Annotated in this window: 14 protein-coding genes and 1 pseudogene; 6 read left to right on the forward strand and 9 right to left on the reverse strand. The window is 69.0% G+C overall.

From position 1 onward, the window contains the following. The first annotated feature begins 462 nt into the window (after window positions 1-462). Window positions 463-2,676, forward strand: coding sequence for a GmrSD restriction endonuclease domain-containing protein (locus MQP27_RS38675; RefSeq protein ID WP_242774141.1), 2,214 nt, complete (start codon window positions 463-465; stop codon window positions 2,674-2,676). 240 nt (window positions 2,677-2,916) lie between these two features. Here the strand turns inward: MQP27_RS38675 and MQP27_RS38680 are convergent. From MQP27_RS38680 to MQP27_RS38715, 8 genes and pseudogenes are all read right to left on the reverse strand, one after another. Further along, a pseudogene (locus MQP27_RS38680) lies at window positions 2,917-3,526 on the reverse strand (hypothetical protein). A gap of 273 nt (window positions 3,527-3,799) precedes the next feature. Then, the gene (locus tag MQP27_RS38685; RefSeq protein WP_242774142.1) at window positions 3,800-5,101 is read right to left on the reverse strand and encodes an MFS transporter; all 1,302 of its coding nucleotides are present in this window, start codon (window positions 5,099-5,101) and stop codon (window positions 3,800-3,802) included. Window positions 5,102-5,421: 320 nt separating this feature from the next. Continuing rightward, a complete protein-coding gene (locus MQP27_RS38690) occupies window positions 5,422-5,694 on the reverse strand; it encodes a hypothetical protein (protein WP_242774143.1) in 273 nt (90 codons plus the stop codon). Window positions 5,695-5,733: 39 nt separating this feature from the next. Then, window positions 5,734-6,606 (reverse strand): hypothetical protein, encoded by an 873-nt coding sequence (locus tag MQP27_RS38695; RefSeq protein WP_242774145.1) that lies wholly within the window; start codon window positions 6,604-6,606, stop codon window positions 5,734-5,736. 317 nt (window positions 6,607-6,923) lie between these two features. Continuing rightward, window positions 6,924-7,283, reverse strand: coding sequence for an ASCH domain-containing protein (locus MQP27_RS38700; RefSeq protein WP_242774147.1), 360 nt, complete (start codon window positions 7,281-7,283; stop codon window positions 6,924-6,926). Next, window positions 7,280-8,401, reverse strand: a complete 1,122-nt coding sequence (locus MQP27_RS38705) for a hypothetical protein (RefSeq protein WP_242774149.1) — start codon at window positions 8,399-8,401, stop codon at window positions 7,280-7,282. The genes MQP27_RS38700 and MQP27_RS38705 overlap by 4 nt, the downstream gene beginning before the upstream one ends. Continuing rightward, window positions 8,398-8,886 (reverse strand): hypothetical protein, encoded by a 489-nt coding sequence (locus MQP27_RS38710; RefSeq protein WP_242774152.1) that lies wholly within the window; start codon window positions 8,884-8,886, stop codon window positions 8,398-8,400. The genes MQP27_RS38705 and MQP27_RS38710 overlap by 4 nt, the downstream gene beginning before the upstream one ends. Beyond that, window positions 8,886-9,302, reverse strand: a complete 417-nt coding sequence (locus tag MQP27_RS38715; RefSeq protein ID WP_242774155.1) for a hypothetical protein — start codon at window positions 9,300-9,302, stop codon at window positions 8,886-8,888. Before MQP27_RS38715 ends, MQP27_RS38710 begins: the two co-directional genes overlap by 1 nt. 119 nt (window positions 9,303-9,421) lie before the next feature. Here MQP27_RS38715 and MQP27_RS38720 point away from each other — a divergent pair, with 119 nt between their 5' ends. The 3 genes from MQP27_RS38720 to MQP27_RS38730 are packed head-to-tail and all read left to right on the forward strand — an operon-like array spanning window position 9,422 to window position 11,893. Continuing rightward, the gene (locus MQP27_RS38720; RefSeq protein WP_242774158.1) at window positions 9,422-10,465 is read left to right on the forward strand and encodes a helix-turn-helix domain-containing protein; all 1,044 of its coding nucleotides are present in this window, start codon (window positions 9,422-9,424) and stop codon (window positions 10,463-10,465) included. Then, window positions 10,462-11,151: a YdcF family protein gene (locus MQP27_RS38725; RefSeq protein WP_242774161.1), complete on the forward strand. Its 690-nt coding sequence runs from the start codon at window positions 10,462-10,464 to the stop codon at window positions 11,149-11,151. The genes MQP27_RS38720 and MQP27_RS38725 overlap by 4 nt, the downstream gene beginning before the upstream one ends. 28 nt (window positions 11,152-11,179) lie before the next feature. Then, window positions 11,180-11,893, forward strand: coding sequence for a WbqC family protein (locus tag MQP27_RS38730; RefSeq protein WP_242774164.1), 714 nt, complete (start codon window positions 11,180-11,182; stop codon window positions 11,891-11,893). Between the two features lie 297 nt (window positions 11,894-12,190). Here MQP27_RS38730 and MQP27_RS38735 read toward each other — a convergent pair whose 3' ends face one another. Further along, a complete protein-coding gene (locus tag MQP27_RS38735; protein ID WP_242774166.1) occupies window positions 12,191-12,628 on the reverse strand; it encodes a DUF6283 family protein in 438 nt (145 codons plus the stop codon). A 219-nt stretch (window positions 12,629-12,847) separates the two neighbouring features. Between MQP27_RS38735 and MQP27_RS38740 the strand changes: the two genes are divergently transcribed. After that, on the forward strand, window positions 12,848-13,159 hold the full coding sequence (locus tag MQP27_RS38740; RefSeq protein ID WP_242774169.1) for a toxin Doc: 312 nt from the start codon (window positions 12,848-12,850) through the stop codon (window positions 13,157-13,159). A gap of 564 nt (window positions 13,160-13,723) precedes the next feature. Then, complete coding sequence (locus MQP27_RS38745; RefSeq protein ID WP_242774171.1) at window positions 13,724-14,059, forward strand: hypothetical protein; 336 nt, start codon at window positions 13,724-13,726, stop codon at window positions 14,057-14,059. Window positions 14,060-14,081: the final 22 nt, after the last annotated feature.

Genomic DNA, 14,081 nt, shown 5'->3' on the forward strand with positions numbered 1-14,081 from the left:
ACCCCGACTGCGCACGAGCCTCGCCCGGTTGCGCAGCCCCCAGCGCGCAACGCCGGCCGAGGCTGCGCAATCGGGCTACGCCACCACTGCGCACCGCGCCGGGGGCATGGTCGGCCCGCCCGTGACCCCGATCTGCCCCTTCGGGTGACGCCAACCGCCCCCTACACGCGGCTGACGGCCGGATCCGCTCCAGGGCCTGGAAGAAAGACGGTCCTCACGCAGCCGGCCCGGTGGCGTGTCCAGCGAGTCGACGGTGGGGGAGCGGCCCCCACCTGGGCTCCCGGGCGCTCGCTGGCCCGGGCGGTGAGCCGGAACAGCCCGCCACGCCACCGCCGTTGGCCGGGCCCGGGTGTGAGCGGACCGCATCGTCCACCCGTGGCCTGTCCGCGTGCACGCTGTCTGTACGCAGCCTGGGGGAGTTGGGAACATGAGCAGACAACCGGGCAGGTGGGGAGCGGTGTCATGGGTTCGGACGAGATCAGGTCCCAGGGCTTCAGCCTGAAGGAACTGTTCCGTGACGTGACCTACGAGATCGACTACTACCAGCGCGAATACACCTGGGGCGAGGACGAAGTCCGCACGCTGCTGCGGGATCTGTGCGGTTCGTTCAGGAACTGGTCCACCAACCCGTCCTACCTGCGCCGGCCGCACACCGCACCGCAGTACTTCCTGGGGCCGTTCGTCTACTACGAGCCCTCCAAAAACCGGCGCTACCTCGTCGACGGGCAGCAGCGCTTCGTCACGTTGCATCTGCTCTTTCTGCACCTGCGGCTGGCGGCACAGGAGCGGGGGGACATCCGGGCCGTCGACCGGCTCAACCGGGTGATCACGACAGACGGGGAGCACTTCTCGCTCGGCATCACCGATCACGAACCCGTCCTGCGCGCGGTCGCCGACGCCCGCACCTACGAAACAGGCGTGGGGGATTCGCTCTCCCGCCGCAATCTGTGGGCGCGCAGCCGGCAGGTCGAATCCCAGCTCGCGGAAGAACTCGACGCAGAAAACCTGACCCGGTTCACCGAGTGGCTGCTGGACCGGGTGGTCCTGGTCGGGATCCGCGCGGCCAGTGCCGACCACGGCTACCGGATGTTCGAGACGATGAACGACCGCGGCGCCCGCCTGACCGCTGTGGACCTCCTCAAGAGCCACCTGCTCTCCCACGTTGGAGCCAACGAGGACCAGCTGAACACCCAATGGCAGGAGATGCTGCGGGAACTGGCCACCGACCGGGAGGACCCCGCAGCCGCATCCCGCTTCATCAAAGCCTTCCTGCTGGCCCGCTGCGCACGCGAGGCCCAGGACGAGGACCGCCGGCAGATCGACAGCAACCTCAACGTATGGGTCCGCCAGAACGCCGTCCACCTGCACCTGGTGCCCGAACGCCCCGACAACTTCCTGCGCTTCGTGCAGGACCTGCTGAAGTCGGCCAGGCTGTTTAGGCCCTTCCTCGCCGCCGGCCGCGCACTCAAGACAGGCGACGACCGCCTGGAGACGGTGCTGTTCAACGAACGCAACGGCCTGAGCTGCCAGGCCGTCGCCATCCTCGCCGCCATCGGCCCCGACGACCGGCCCTCCGACGCCAAGGACAAAGGCCGCCTCGTCGCCGACTACATGGACCGCTGGTACGCCCTGAGGGTCCTGCAGGACCTGCCCGTGCAGTCAGCCGACGCCGACACCCTGGCCCACGACACCCTCGTGCCCCTCCTGCGCAGGTGCCGCACCGTGGCCGACGTCGCCGCCGCGCTCGGCGACCTCGTCACCCAGGACGCGGGCTCGATCCGCGATGCGATCACGCTCGGACTGCGCGGCAACAACGCCCACCAGATCCGCTACCTGCTGGCCCGGGCCACCGCCTACGTCGAAGAGGCCTGCCAGCGTCCCCACGACGTGCTCGCCTACCTCGACCGGGACCGGTTCCACATCGAGCACCTGTGGGCCAACCACCACCACCGCGTGAAAGAGGAAATCTCCGACCCTGTCGTCTTCCGCAGCCGCCGCAACCAACTGGGCGGCCTGGGCCTGCTCATGGGCCGTGAGAACTCATCCATCAACGACCTGCCCCTGCACGACAAGGCCGCCTACTACGCCCGCAGCAACATCCTGCTGGGCATCATCGCCCCCGGCTACGACCAACGAAACCCCCTGCTGCGCGAGTTCATCAAAACCCACAAGCTCGACAAGGTCCTCAGACCGTTCGGTCCCCGGGAGACCATGACCTCCGTCATCCAGACCCGCCAGGACCTGTATCTGAGCCTGTTCGAACACATCTGGAACCCCGAGCGTCTCGGCCTGCCCGTCACCGCTCCCAGCGAGCCAAGCGACAGCGACGAACCGCCTGCGCAGACCCGCGCGGCCACCGCACAGCGCAGGCCGGCCGCGGGGCGCCGCCGCACGGATGTCGCCCGCATGGTCGCAGCCCACGTCCTCGCGGCCGGCACACGGATCGTGCTCACCTACCGCTCCACCGATCACTGGGCCACCATCGACGAAGACGGCGGGATCGTTCTCGCTGCGACCGGAGGCACCCCCTACGGCCGGGTCGACGAAGCCGGCGCTGTCGCCCGCGGCACCAAAACCTGCCAAGGCATGAACGAATGGCACATCGAAGACGAAGCAGGAGTCCGTATCAGCCTGCGCACCCTGCGTGATCGCGCGGTGGCCTCCGGCGCTCTGTAACCCCCAATCCGGCAGCCGCCCCAGGCCCGCCGCGCAACGCCCCCGCCCACTGCTCAAGCGCACGGCGGCGGGCCGACAGCGACGCTCGGGATCTGCCGGCGGCCATCAGGACCTTCCCACCCGCCCGCCGGCTCGGCGCAGGCCGCGGGCGGGGCCGGCCCGTTCGTGACGGGTCCCTCCCGCCGGTACCGAATCCCGGCTGCGGTCCCCTCCTTGCTGGATGGGCATTGATGGACCTGCTCAGGGGCTGGCCGGCTCGGGCTGGCTTCCGGTCTGGGCGGCGGGTGCGGCCGTCTCTGCTGCGTCGGGGGCGGTGTAGAAGACGGACGTGCCCTGCTTGGTGCGCTGAGCCTGGCTTTTGGCCACGAGTCCTTCGAGCGTGGTGCGCACGACGGTTGTCTTGATGGTGCGCCCGGGATGGGCCTGGCCCAGCGCGCTGGTGATTTCGGCGGCGGAGCGGGGTTCGCTCTGGCCCGCGAGGTGGTCGCGCACGAGGTCGACGAGCGTGGGCGATGCCGACGACGCGGCCGGTGCCTTGGCCGCCGTCTTGCCGGTGCGCTTCCCGGCCGCGGCGGGCTGCTTGGCCGCCCCCGGTGCCTTCTTGCGGGCGGCGGGCACCGAGGCGGGGGATTCGGCTGTGGGCGCGGCAGCCGGCGCGGGGATACCGAGGGCCTGCTGGAGGTTCAGCAGGACCGTGTGGTCATGCTGCAGGGCAGTCAGCTGTGCCTGAAGTGCTTCGATTTCGCCGTTGAGGCGTTCTTGCTCCTTGAGGTTGCGTTCAAGATCACCCGGCCACCTGTGCGCTGTACTGCGAGGTCAACTCGGTGGTTGCGGCAGTGGTTTCGGACATGCTGCTCACACCCCTTCCGGGCGTTGCGGGCCAGCGAGCATGTTGCTCGTGGCGTATGCGTAATCCAACGTGGGTGCTCTTCCGCCTGGTGCTGTGTGACCAGGAGCAGTTACTGCCGCACAGTTATGCACAGCGATAGTACGCAAGCCACCTGCATTCTTCTCCGCCGCATGACCGAGACAGGGCAGGCAGGCCGATCCTGCGGCGGTCAGTGCGCAGACGAGCCCGCGGAGCCGGAGACGGGCCGGTGAAGGGGAGCTGCCGTCTGCGGGACTACACCCACTTCGCCGCCGAATCCTGTGGCAGTGAGCCGTCCGCTCTGTCGTGGGAAGAGCCGATACGGTCCATCTGCTTCCAGGCCGGGAAGATCACTGGACAGAGCGTGGCGAGCAGATACACCCCGCCAACTGCCAGCAGTGAGAAGGGCAGGCCGGCCGAGTCCACGAGGAAGCCCGCGGCCAGTGCGCCCAGCGGAGTAACCAGCTGGACCGAGGCCGTGGTCGCGCTCAGCACGCGGCTGCGCAGGTCCTCCGGCACCGTCTCATAGGTCACGGTGGCCATGATGGGGTTGAGGACACCGAAGGCGAGACCCTCTACCGCCATGATCATGGCCAGCGGGGTGAAGGTGTCGGTGAAGGCGGCCACCACGAAGCGCGGCAGGCCCCCGATGAGAAAGGCGATCGTGAACACGGGCCACCGCCGAAAGCGGCTGCCCACTGCCCCATAGACCAGCGCCCCCGTGAGCGCGCAGATGCCGAACGCCGCGTTCAGCAGACCGAGGTCGACGGCACCACCCAGCTCCTGGCGGGCCTGCACGGGCAGGAGCACGGCGCTCCATCCCTGGTCAAGGCCCCTGGTGACCAGTGTCATCAGGCACAGGCCCAGCAGCAGCGGCGTGGCCGCCACGAAGCGACACCCTTCGGCGAGGTCACGGCGGTAGGCACGCGGCGACGCCGGCTCGGCCCGCCGCTGGGGCTGCGCCTCGGGCAGGCCACGCACTCCGAACGCGAACAGTGGCGCGGCCACGGCGAAGGTCGCGGCATCTACCAACAGAACGTTCTCGGCTCCGAGTACGGCGATCAGCGCGCCTGCGAGAGCGGATCCGGTCAGCGCCGCACAGCGTGCCGCACCGTCATACAGCCCGGCAGCCCTGGCCAGCGGCATTGCGGCGCGTTCGGCGAGCGGGGGCAGCAGCACGCCGCGGGCGGTTTCACCCGGCGCACGGAACAGCCCTGTCATCGCCATCAGCACGCACAGCATCCAGAACTGCAGGAGGCCTGCGAAGTGCAGCAGCGGGATCGGCGCAACGGCGACGGCGCAGGCGAGGTCCGAGGCGACACTCACGTGGCGTCGCCCCAGCCGGTCGATGACCGGACCGGTGACGAGCGCGGCGAGCACTGCGGGCAGCAGTGTGCAGAACGCGACGATCCCGGCTTTGGCGGCGCTGTGTGTGCTCTGCAGCACGAACCACGGCACGCCCATGTAGGTGAGGCAATTCCCTGCGATCGAAATGAAGTTGGCGGCAAGAACCGTTGCCAGCGGACGGCGATCAGCCGTCCCGAGGTCTTCGGACACGACGGGGGTCTCCCATAAGGGGAAGCGCCCACCGTGGACGAAGCAGGTCAGCCGGTGGGCGAAGCGAAGTGGTCAGCGTCTGGCGCGCATGGCGAGGCGCACCGCGGTGCGGTGTTCACAAGCAGCGCCTCCAACACTTCGCCGGGATGACCACCCGGCACCTGCCCGCATTGTGACCTTGGGTACCGGCCCTCCGCAACGACGATCCGCTGCAACGGGCGCGTTCACACGGGGAATTGATCGAGTTGCGCCCACGAGGACAGATCTGCTGACCGTCTGGATCTGGGGCGCCGTGCGTCAACGCGCTCGGAAGAAAACACCTACTCCACGCCGAGTCCATGTATCGCCGGTGGCACGACCAGGTCCGCGCCGGGCAGCGGCACCTCCAGGACTTCCGTGCCCAGGCGCTGCGCGCCACCGGGCACGTGCGGATGTACTCCTTCAGCATCGTGCCGGGCCTGCTGCAGACCGAGGGCGACGCGCTCGCCGTGCTCGGCATCGCCGCGGCCGTCCACGACCTGCCCGCCGACGACAGCGCGGCCGCCGCACGCGCCCGCATCCTCGCCTGGGCGCCGCGTGGGCGGACCGGGCACTCCATCTTGGCCTGGTCTCAACCGCGCTGGGGTCGCTCGTCAGGCCCGTGGGGCGGACCGTACCGCGGTGATGATGGCGAGTCCGGGCAGTACGAGCGTGACTCCGGAGAGGGTGTAGGCCAGCGTCGGCGCCATGGATGTCCAGTGGTTCCAGGCAATGCCGACAACGCACCCGCCCGCCACGGCAAGGACACCGCCCACCGTCACCGAGGTCTTGGCCGCGGTCTGCACGCGACGGTTCAAGACGATCTCGTCGCGCCAGTGCTCAGGCCATCCAGCTGCGGTCACTCCGTTGGGCAGCGGGGTGGGCGGTGGTGGTGTCTGGGGGAGGCGTTTCAACCAGACGAAGAGGATGACGCCCATGAAGGCGACGCCGCCGCCGTACACGAGCCCGGTGGCGAGGCCGTTGACGTGCCGCTCGAGCACCGAGTTGTTGAATCCGTCAGAGGACACGGTGACCATCAGCATCGAGAACTGCGCCGCGAAGAGGATCAAGCCACGGAAGAAGCGGACTTCGCCGTGCTGGTTGCGGTCGTAGGCCGGCAGGAGCCAGGCGAGTGCGACGACCACGATCAGGGCGTCCGCGGCGAGGATGGCTCCGGAAAACAGCTGCTCTGTGATGGCCCGGGGGCACACCAGCTCCCCGGCCGTCAGGGCATACAGGTACGACGCCGTCGCCAGTCCGATGAAGCAGGGCAGGAAGAGTTTCAGGCCGCGTGACGCGTGGCCGTCCCCGCCCGCGGGGTTCTTCTGTCCGATCACGGTGACCAGGCCGGCGAGGACGAAGCCCGCCATGATGCCGCAGAAGGCGCTCATCGCCTCCGCGGAGGCGATGGCACTCCAGTCGATGCCGTCGGTGCCTAAGTTGCAGGTGTCGGGAGTGAAGTGGGTGGACGCCTCGAGAAAGGTCATAGCGGCCGATAGTGACACCCCGGCACCGCCTGTACATCCGTATCAGCGCAATCGTGACGGTCCAACGAACCCGACCGCACCAACCGCGTGAGCAAACCCAAGGCGGTCCTGGGCAAGCCTGCGTTGTCGGTGGCGGCTGCGACGCTGATCGGATGAACGGCGATGAGCAGCTGCTGAACGGCCGCGTCTACGGCGCCGACCACGATGCCCCTCATCCTGGCCCGCTGTCGCACCGGACCTACGCCGCCCTGGTCGGCGGGCCGCTGGACGGTCTGCTGCTGGACATCCACGGGTGGCGGGTGGCGGGGTCGGTCACGTTAGTCGGCTGGGGGCAGCGTGATTTTGATGGCGAGGGCGCCGAGGGCTTCTTTCTCGGGCGGGTAGATGGCGCGGATGGTGGTGAGTTGTTCGTCGCGGGTGGCGGTGGGGTTGACGTTGGCGGGTCCTTCGCCATCGAGGAGGGCCTCGAAGTCCGGATACTCCCTGACTCGTTCGACCTGGACGTCGCAGGTCTCATCGCTGCCTTTGATGCGGAAGCGGATGGTGTCGCCGGGGGCGAGGTCGGTGAGGTGGGGGTACTTCACCCGTACTTCGATGGTCTTGGTGCCGGCGGCGACGAGGTCGAAGTACTGCCGGTAGAGGTTGAGTTCGCGGAGGCGGGGAGTGCTGTCGGTCATGGTGCGGGGATGCTCCTGGGCGCTGGTGCGTTGATCAGGCGGCCGATCTCGGCCGCGGAGTACGAGCGGAAGAAGTGCCGGGGATCCGACAGCAAGGTCCGGGCTACGGCGAGGAGTTGATCGGCGTAGTCGGTGACGCTACCGGGCCACTGCCGGGTGTCGAGCATCCAGTCGGCGGCGCCGTCGGGCAAGGGGGCGCGGCCTTCGCGGATGAGGGACTTGGACAGCTTCGCGCCGGTGTGGGTGACGATCTGCGGGCAGAACAGGCGGGCGGGGAGCTGGGCGCGGGTGAGGCCAACGGCCTGGAGGGCCTCGTCGACCAGGAGGGAGCCGAAGATCCAGTCGCCGCCCTTGACCATGACGTGCAGGGTGGCGCCGGTCGGTGTGCTGGTGAGGGCGAGTTCCTTGACGAGGTTGCGGTAGAGGGTGGCCAGGTCGAGGTAGCCGCCGGCGGCGGGGGTGATGTCGGCCTGGTAGGGGCCGTGGTGCAGGCAGACGGCGGCGACGGTGGCGCTGTCGCGGTCGGTGAGATGCACGCTGGTGCGCTCGGCGTGTTTCTCGGCCCAGCCGCAGCCCGGGCGGGGGCATGGGATGCGCAGGTGCGGAGTGCCGGTGGAGGGCGCGAGCCACCAGCGGGCGGCGTCGAGGCGAGGCAGCAGACGCAGCCAGGTGCGGCGGAAGTGCTCGCCGGCCTGCTGCCGGCTGTAGGTCTCGACGCAGTAAGGGATACCCAGGCGTCGCGACAGGGCCGTGAACAGGGGCCGGTACAGGGCGCCGACGAGGTCGGTCAGGGCCTTCTCGCCGAGGGCCTGGGCGTAGGCGCGCTGATAGCAGTGGCCGCTGGCCGGGTCGGTGGCCAGCTCGTAGGGGGCGTTGTCGAGGGCGTGGAAGAGGACCTCGGTGGGGATGCCGAAGCGGTCGCGCAGGCGGCCGGCCAGGGCGAAGGCGAGGGATTGCACGAGGGAGGTGCCGATGTGCGGGGCGCCGTTGATCTGGGTGCCGACGGCCAGCACGATCCTCTCGGGCGCGGTGGCCAGGATGCGGGGCGTCAGGACGTCCTCGGCGCGCAGAAGGGCGTTGGCGAGGACGGTGTTGGGCGAGACGGGATCGATCGTCACGAGGTCCCCTCGGAGTCGGGTGGGGGGTGCTGCTGCGGCCGGCGGGGTGTCTGCTCTGGGCGGCAGGCGTCGGCGTGGCTCTCGTCCCTGGCCACGGCGGTGTACGGGTGCTGGAGCGCGGTGCGCAGGGCGTCGGAGTCGGTGAGGGTGTCGTCGTCGGGCAGCTCGCACCATCCGCCGAACCAGTCGTCGAGCAGTTCCAGGCCGGGCGCGACGAGCCAGGAATCGCTGGAGAGGTGCCGTACGGGCAGCCCGTCCCAGCAGGCGGCGGTACCGGTCGGGACGGCGTAGTAGAGGCAACTGTTGGGCTTGTCGTACAGGACGGGGCCGACGCAGGCCCCGGTGCCGCGCAGATAGGCCAACGCCAACAGGCCCATCTCGGCGCAGGTGCGCACGACGTCCCAGCCGTCGCCGACCTTCAGCAGCCGTAGTCCCGGCACGTCGCCGGCCAGGGGGGCGCTTCGCAAGGCGTCACGCACCGACATCACGTATCCCCCTGCTGCTGGAAGCTCAGGCTTGCGCTTGGCAAAGAGGCGGATCGCGGGGTCGGCGTGAGAGGACGGACCACGATCAGACGGGCGCCCGCCGCTGTTACCTGCCGCTTGCGCTCGGCCCCAAGGCTCCTGGGGCCGAGGTGGCTGAGGGCCGGAACGATGGCACCGTAGGTGTCAGGAAGCTCGAGGGCGTCGAGCAGGCCCACGAAGGCGGGGGAGCGGATGACAACGCTGCGGTCGCGTTCGGTGAAGACCGCGCACAGGGCCAGTTCGTGCCGGTCGCAGTATGCGGTGAGGCAGTCGACGAGCGCGGCGTGACGGGGCAGCCCGCCGGTGACGTGACGTAGGTAGCCGAAGACGGGCGGGAAGGTGACGGGGCGGCGTTCGGTGATGAGTTCGTCGTCCATGCCCACAGCGTCGGCTGGCGCCAACGGCCTCGAAATGGCCTGCTGTTGTACTTCCGTTGCACTTCCCGCCCCATGCCGTCACCGAGAGTGCTTCCATACGTGACGGAGGGAGGTCAGCCGTGGTCAGCGTGCAGCAGTGGAGTGGCAGGGAGGCGAGCGCCCTGCGCGCTGCGCTGCGCATGAGCACGCGCGCCTTCGCCGAGCACCTCGGTGTCGCCCTGCGCACGGTCGCGAAGTGGGAAAGTCTCGGCACCGAGACGCAGCCCCGGCCGGACACCCAGGCCATCCTCGACACCGCCCTCGCCCGCGCCGACTCAGCAGCCCAAGCCCGCTTCGAGACAGCGCTGTTCCCCGACCGCAAGAGCGCGCGGCCGGCGGACTACGAGACCTGGATGGAGGACATCGAGCGCGCTGTCGTGTGCATCAGCCGCCAGGACTTTCCTTTCGCCTCCACCCTGTTGAACCGCTGGCTTGGCAGCCGTGCACCCCATCAACTGGACGACAAGGGCCTCTACTTGTACGGCCGATCCCTCGTGCTGCTCGGCGACCTCCAGCGCGATCAGGGCGCCATCATCGGTCCGCTCTCCGCCCGGCACTCCTACCTGACCGCCCGCGGCATGTTCACCGAGCTCGACATCCCGCGCCGGGTGGCCCAGATCGAGCTGTCCCTGGCTGTCGTCCAGGAGATGTCGGGCCAGCTGGAATCCTCTGCCCGCCGCTACGAACTCCTCGCCGCCGACGAGCGCTTGAGTCCGCGCGACCGCGCCAGGGCCCGGCTGTGGGTGGGCACGGCGCTGAGCAAGGAGGGCAACAACGCGTACGCCACCGGCGTCATGGCCGAAGCCACCCGCTCCTTCGAAGACCTGGGCGAGCCCGAGGACTGGTCGGTCGCCCACCAGAAACTCGCCCTGGCCCACCGCGGCGGCGGCGACCTGAAGCAGGCCCTGCACTACATCGACATCGCACGCACCACCGGCACGGTCGACTCCCCGATGCAGCGGGTGCGACTGGACACCGCGTACGGGCACATCCTTCTGTCGGATACGGCGACCCGCAATGATGGGCTGTCCGTCCTCGACCAGGCGGCACAGGTGGCCCGCCAGTACGGGCTGAGCCACCAGCTGCGCAGCATCGAGGGCATCCGAAAGGACCAGCAGGGATGAGCCAGGGAGTGCCAGTGCCCCAGCACGAACAGCGCCAGATCACCGACGAGCAGTTCCACGACGCCACGCTGATCTGGAACTACCACCAGATGGGCCACAAGCAGCGGCCCTGCTCGGCGGCGATCGGCCTGGGCAGCCACGACCTCGGCGTCGCCACCGCAGCCGCCGACCTCTACCGCGCCGACCTCTTCCCCGTCGTGGTGTTCACCGGCGGCAACAGCCCCACCACCCGCGCCCGCTTCCCGCGCGGCGAAGCCGTCCACTACCGCGAGCACGCGCTGAACCTCGGTGTCCCGGACGAGGCGATCCTGGTCGAGCCGCAGGCCGCGAACACCGGCCAGAACATCACGTTCTCAAGGGAGTTGCTGGCCGAGACGGGTATCACGGTGGATTCGCTGCTGCTGATCTCCAAGCCCTACATGGAGCGCCGCTCCTATGCCACCTGCCGCAAGCTGTGGCCCGAGGCCGAGGTCGTCTGCGCCTCCGAGCCGCTGGAGTTGGACGACTACATCAAGTCGATCGGCGACGAGAAACTCGTCGTCGACATGCTCGTCGGCGACCTGCAGCGGGTGATCGAGTACCCGAAGCTCGGCTTCGCCGTCGAGCAGGACGTACCGGGGGATGTGCATGACGCTTACCAGCGCCTCTTGGGCGCCGGCTTCGACAGCCGCCTCATCGACCGGTGAGTCACCCCGCGTCGGTTCGCCGGGCGGGATGTGCGCGATCCATCAGCCCAACCTGTTCCCCCGGCTGTCCACGCTGGCCAAGCTCTATGCCGCGGACCGGTGGATCGTCCTGGACGACGTCCAGTTCACCCGGCGCGACTACCAGCACAGAACCCGCCTCGCTGCCCTGGACGACCCCGCCACGCAGCAGTGGCTCACCCTCCCGACCCACCTTCCCCACGGACGGCCGACACTGATCAGCCAGGCCAGGCTGGCTGATCAGCGCCGCTCACACCGAAGGGTCGAACTGCTCGTACGCCAGTACTACCGCCGCAGCCGCCATTGGGATGCCGTCCAAGACGTCCTGAACGCGGTCCTGGACACGCTGGACGCCTCAGCGCACGTCGCCGACTCCGCGAGAACATCAACGATCGCCCTCCTCACCGTGCTGGGCTGGTCAGGCGACGTGCGGGACAGCAGCGACATCCCGACCCGGTCCGGGCGTTCTGAGCGGCTCGCCGATCTCGCAGCAGCCACCAACAGTGCCCACTATCTATGCGGCACAGGAGGCCTGCGCTACCTCGACGTCGGCCCCTTCGACGTTCACGGCACCGTCGTGCTGCCCTTCCACACCCCGAAGAAGGGCCCAATTTGGCAGCAGTCCCGCAGAATCAGCAGCCTCTGGGCATTGAGCAGCATCGGTCCCGCGGAACTGGCGAACCGACTGGCAGCACTACGGGAAGCCCACCAGACGGCCACATGAGTAACCAGACAGCCCCAGAAGAGAAACCCTTCCTATATTGTCGGCGACGCCTCAAAAGTGATCCAGAATCACTTTTGAGGCGTCGCCGACAAACTGGAACGGTCTGCTTCACAGGAGCCTCCAGACGACCTTGGCCCTGGTTGTCAAACCGACGGCATGCCCAACAGCGTTCTGCCGGATCCCTTGCACCAGCCGGTGGGGATGCTCATCGTGGCCAGGAGCCGGCAGCCGTCGCTTGTGCGGAGGAGACTGGATCGGCGAACTCGCCTACCTGAGCCGGAGGGTGTTGCGCTGTGGCTAGGGGCTGGTCAGGTCGGTTCGGGTGCGGATGATCTTGTGGATCAGCAGGGCGGCGGCGTGGTCGGGTCGGTGGATGTCTGCCTGGCCGTGATCAGCCGCTTCGGTGCCGGAGTCGAACAACGGGACGGGGGAGCGGTAGTGGGCCGCCGCGCGGAAGGTTTCCGCGTCGATACGGTCCTCGAACAAGGCAAGACGCAAACCCAGGAGACCTTCGCCGCTGTGGCAGCCGGCCCAGCCTGCGCAGATGCGGCGGATGGAGCCGTCCGCATCAGCCTGGTGGCACTGGAATAAGCCCGGTGGCTGCTCGGGGGTGGCAGCGTCGTAGCGGCGGAGCTTTTCGTATTCCTCGTGTGACCAGACCCCGGAGGGCACATCGCGCCGGTAGGGGCAGCTGTCGCACGGACGCGGTGCGGGCGGACGCATCGGGGAGACCACCAGCCGAGTATGCCTCAACCGCTTCGTCGCGTGGTCTGTGACGGGGGACAACTCCTGGGCGCCTGTATCCGGCCGACCCGGGCGGCATACCGCGCGAGGAGTTCGACGCGGCGTTTCCCGACGAGGTGCCGCCCTCCGAGCGGCGTGACGGGGCCGCACCTGTACGTCGATGTTGCCTGGCTCCTCGATGTCCAGGAGGCCGCCCTGGCGGAGGAGGACATGAGTGTCTTGGACTACTCCGCGCTCGTGGCGGCCGTGGTCCGGCATAAGACCCGGCTGCCGACGCTGGCCGCGGCCGACCCGGACGCCGCCTGGCGGGCGGCCGCGCTGATGCACACCATCGTGCGCCTGGAGCCGCTGCCGCACCGCAACAGCCTGTACGCGGCGTTCATCGCCGCGCAGTACATGGACCAGTGCGGTGAGGGCATCGACCCTCCCTACGGGGCCCTGTCCGATCTCGTACGCAAGATCCGCGACACCCGCCTCGGCGTCCTCGCCGTCGCCGACCAACTGCGGTCCTGGAAGGTCTGACCCCGCCCCCTTCCCGCACGTCATCCGCACGCGGCTCCGGCTCGACGGGGCAGACCAGCCGGGGCCGCGGGGGCGGCGCCGAGCGGAGGGTGGCCGCAGGGCTCCATCCTGCTGGCCTTGTGCAGCGAGGAACCCCCGTACCGAAGACCGCAGTTGAGGTGTCGGCGATAGCTGGGCGAACTCGCGAACTCGTCCGGGGCGGCCCGGCGGATACCGGGGGTCTCGGCTTTGGCCCGCTCGGATCCCGCGCCTCCTCCGGCCACCACGAGGGTGGTCGTCTCGGAGATGCTCGATAGCCCTAACAATCGGCGCGCTGCAGTGACCGAAGCGCAGGCAAGCTCGGCGTTGCCGCCGCAAGGCCAGCACGATCCCCGTGCCGAACTCACGGGCACCTAAGACCCTACGGACACGTAGTCGCCTCGGGACCTGCGGTAAAGCACGGTGTGCCCTCTTGGGGTCTGCCAAGCTGAGCAGGTGCGCCACCGCTTCGCTGCCGCTGCTTTGGTCCTGCTCTTAGCTGCCGGCGGCTGTTCGTCTGTGTCCTCGCCGGAGGGCGGGCAGGCCGTGAGCAGCCCGTCACCGAGCCGGAGTTACCTGCACCCGGTCAAGGACCTGTACCGGGTGCAGAGCGACTGCGAGGTGGGGGACACGCCGCAGATGACGTTCTGGCTGCGCAATCACGCCGCGTACTCGATGGCGTATGACATCCGGTACGTGTTCCTCGACAAGAGCGGCAAGGTCGTCGGCTCGGTGGAGGGTGTTTTCTCCGTGGCGGCGCACCAGTTGCTCGGTGACGAGGCGCTCTACAGCGACGGTGGCCGGTGCGGCCCCACGTTCCGGCTCGCCTACGTCAACGCCTACGACAACACGAGCGACGGCGCTGACCAGCCCACCTTCTGACGACGGGGATCAGGGTGCGGCG

Origin of the sequence: Streptomyces cylindrosporus (assembly GCF_022698165.1) — a bacterium.
GTDB lineage: Bacteria > Actinomycetota > Actinomycetes > Streptomycetales > Streptomycetaceae > Streptomyces > Streptomyces cylindrosporus.

Excerpts from the sequence above, each read along its gene's own strand:
- MQP27_RS38710 (WP_242774152.1), bottom strand. The coding sequence starts at position 8,886 with ATGTCGGTGCGTGACGCCTTGCGAAGCGCCCCCCTGGCCGGCGACGTG.
- MQP27_RS38740 (WP_242774169.1), top strand. The coding sequence starts at position 12,848 with ATGAGTGTCTTGGACTACTCCGCGCTCGTGGCGGCCGTGGTCCGGCAT.
- MQP27_RS38725 (WP_242774161.1), top strand. The coding sequence starts at position 10,462 with ATGAGCCAGGGAGTGCCAGTGCCCCAGCACGAACAGCGCCAGATCACC.
- MQP27_RS38715 (WP_242774155.1), bottom strand. The coding sequence starts at position 9,302 with ATGGACGACGAACTCATCACCGAACGCCGCCCCGTCACCTTCCCGCCC.
- MQP27_RS38700 (WP_242774147.1), bottom strand. The coding sequence starts at position 7,283 with ATGACCGACAGCACTCCCCGCCTCCGCGAACTCAACCTCTACCGGCAG.
- MQP27_RS38695 (WP_242774145.1), bottom strand. The coding sequence starts at position 6,606 with ATGACCTTTCTCGAGGCGTCCACCCACTTCACTCCCGACACCTGCAAC.
- MQP27_RS38675 (WP_242774141.1), top strand. The coding sequence starts at position 463 with ATGGGTTCGGACGAGATCAGGTCCCAGGGCTTCAGCCTGAAGGAACTG.
- MQP27_RS38730 (WP_242774164.1), top strand. The coding sequence starts at position 11,180 with ATGTGCGCGATCCATCAGCCCAACCTGTTCCCCCGGCTGTCCACGCTG.